Here is a 2,732-nt window from a genome sequence, read left to right as displayed (position 1 = left end):
ACGGCAAGACAGGCCCGCGGGGCCGCCGGCTCAGCGCCTGAAGCGGCTCGGCACGAACGGCAGCGTGACGATGCTGGCCGGCAGGGCACGGCCGCGCACGATCAGTTCCACCGCCGTGCCGGGGGCAGCGTGGGCCGCCTCGACATAGCCCATGGCCACCGGGCCGCCGGCCGTGGGGCCGAAACCGCCGGAGGTCACCGTGCCGATGGCCGGGCCGCCGGGCAGGCGCACCTCGGTGCCTTCGCGCGCCGGGGCGCGGCCTTCCGGCTTCAGGCCGACGCGCAGCCGCGCCGGGCCTTCGGCGATCTCGCGGCAGATGCGGTCCGCACCGGGGAAGCCGCCTTCCAGCCGGCGGCGCTTCTGGATCGACCACGTCAGCGCGGCTTCGACCGGGCTGGTGGTGAGGTCGATGTCGTGGCCATAGAGGCAGAGGCCGGCCTCCAGACGCAGCGAATCGCGCGCGCCGAGGCCGATGGGCTTCACCGCCTCGTCGGCCAGCAGCGCGTTCCACAGCGCGACGGCATCGCCGCCGGCAACGGAGATCTCAAACCCGTCCTCGCCGGTATAGCCGGAGCGCGAGACGTGGGCGGAAAGGCCGGCCACCGTCATCGGCTGCGCGGCCATGAAGGCCATCGCCGCCGAATCGGGCGCCAGCTTCTCCATCACCGCGGCCGCCTTCGGGCCCTGCAGCGCCAGCAGCGCGCGGCCTTCCTGCGGGATGAGGGAGACGCCGGCCGGCAGCCGGGCTTCGAGGTGGGCATAGTCGCCGGCCTTGCAGGCCGCATTGACGACGAGGACGAGCGTGCCGTCCTCGTCTTCCGCCAGCGGACGGGAGACCATCAGGTCGTCGATGATGCCGCCATCGGCGGTGGTGAACTGGGTGTAGCGCTGCCGGCCGCGGCCGAGGTTGAGGATATCGGCCGGCACCAGCGCCTCAAGGGCGGCGGCGGTGGTCGCGTGGTCGGGGCCGGCCAGCAGCGCCTGCCCCATGTGCGACACGTCGAACAGGCCGGCGTTCTCGCGCGTCCAGTTGTGTTCGCCCAGCACGCCGAGCGGATACTGCACCGGCATGGCATAGCCGGCGAACGGCACCATCTTCGCGCCGAGCGCGACATGGGCTTCGTGGAGCGGGGTGAAATTCAGGCCTTCGGAGGAGGCGGGCGTCTCGGCCATGGGGCGTTCCTGCGCAAAGAGGGATCGACGCGGCTGGCGACCACGATGTCACATCGGACGGTTGCCATGCCACGCCCCCTCTGTCGCAGGACCTGAGAGATTTCCCGTCCGGCGGGGTGACGCCGGCGGTTACTCCTTCGGTGAGCCTTCGGCCGCAGGCCCGTTCCGCCCTGAAGCCGGAAAGACCGGCCGGGCGGCAGGCACTGACGGCGGCGGACCCGAGGGTCTGCCGTGGCCGGGCTGCTTTCCAGAGCATCGCTGATCCCGTGGCGGTCCGCTTTGCCTGAGAGTTTCCGGGGCGGTTGCTCCTTCGGCGCCGGGCCGGTGGCTGCGCCGGGCGCTGTCTGGCCCTGTGCGGCTGCCGGCACGGTCTCTCCCGCGCGGGATCTGGTCCGGCCCGCTGCCCGCGTGCGGACAACAGGCCGCGGCAGGCCGCGATGCTGCCTGCCGGGTGCTGAGAGCAATGGCCCTGTGCGTTGCAGAAGTCAATCGCCCGCCGGGATTATCCCGGCAGGCGCGCGATCAGGGCAGGCGCGATCCGGCCGGCGCGCGATCAGGGATCGAGCGGGGCGTCGGCGCCCGCACCGGCCGGCGGCGCGGGCTTGCGCGCGGCGGCCGGCAGGTCGAAGCCGACGAAGATGACGAGATCGTCGCGCTTGGGCACGAGAATGTTGTCCTGCACCACCGACCATGCCACGCCGTTGGCGTCGCTGATGCTGACCGGCACGCGGAAGACCTTGGAATAGAGCGTCTTCTCGTCCGAATCGGCCACCGTGATCTTCACCGGCAGCGCCACAGAGCCCGGGCCGCCCTTGGGGCCGGTCAGCACACGGCCGGCGATGCCGACATTGATGGACATCTGGTCGCCGGCATCGGAGCACTGGCGCGCGGTTTCGCCGATGGTGCCCTGATAGCGCAGCATCATCGGGTCGTTGCCGGGGCCGGCGAACTGCTGCCAGGTCTGCAGGCCGGAGCGGATGGTGACCGGCGGGCAGGTCATCCGCGGGGCGAGCAGCTCCGGCGCCAGCTCCTGCGGCTGCTCGGAGGTGCCGCGCAGCAGCTTGCCGAGCGTGGAATCGGCCGAGGGCATGAGACTTTCACCGCCGCCGCATCCCGCCAGAAGCAACAGGGCACCAAGGCCGAGGGCCTGTGCGGCGGAGCGGGCGGCGAAACGCTTCGGACTCATCGAACGGCTTCTCCGGAATGAGGGGCGGGGCGGGGGCCGATCCTTCGGCAGCGGCCGCGCCATGCGGTGTACACACGTGATCTTGATAGCCGGTCCGCCGGCCCGCGTCACCGGGGCACGCGCAAAGGCATCCGGTGAGGTGCGGGCGTGCGCGGCACACGGCACCGCGGGGCTTGCATCGGCGCCTTGACTTCGCCACCCTGCATTCCTCTATTGCCAGCCGATCCGAAACGGCCGGTTTTCCGCGGGCTTGCCCGCGGCCCGGCGTGCGAGCGAGCCCGCGCATGTCCAGCCAAACGCACATGTCCAGCCAGACGGATGCCCCTGCCGGGCCCGCGCTGTCCGCCGGCTCCGTCCCGTCCGCCGGGCCCGT

Annotated in this window: 2 protein-coding genes; both read right to left on the bottom strand. The window is 72.1% G+C overall.

What is annotated here, in order from left to right:
* Positions 1-30 precede the first annotated feature (30 nt).
* A complete protein-coding gene (gene gcvT / locus V7067_RS05545) occupies positions 31-1,173 on the bottom strand; it encodes a glycine cleavage system aminomethyltransferase GcvT (RefSeq protein WP_334174887.1) in 1,143 nt (380 codons plus the stop codon).
* A 553-nt stretch (positions 1,174-1,726) separates the two neighbouring features.
* Positions 1,727-2,359, bottom strand: a complete 633-nt coding sequence (locus V7067_RS05540) for a hypothetical protein (RefSeq protein WP_334174886.1) — start codon at positions 2,357-2,359, stop codon at positions 1,727-1,729.
* Positions 2,360-2,732 lie beyond the last annotated feature (373 nt).

This window comes from Pseudoxanthobacter sp. (assembly GCF_036822375.1).
Classification (GTDB): domain Bacteria; phylum Pseudomonadota; class Alphaproteobacteria; order Rhizobiales; family Segnochrobactraceae; genus Pseudoxanthobacter.
This window is presented reverse-complemented; position numbering and strand designations above follow the sequence as displayed.

Bases quoted from the DNA above. Each gene is read 5' to 3' on its own strand.
- V7067_RS05540 (WP_334174886.1), bottom strand. From the start codon at position 2,359: ATGAGTCCGAAGCGTTTCGCCGCCCGCTCCGCCGCACAGGCCCTCGGC.
- gcvT (WP_334174887.1), bottom strand. From the start codon at position 1,173: ATGGCCGAGACGCCCGCCTCCTCCGAAGGCCTGAATTTCACCCCGCTC.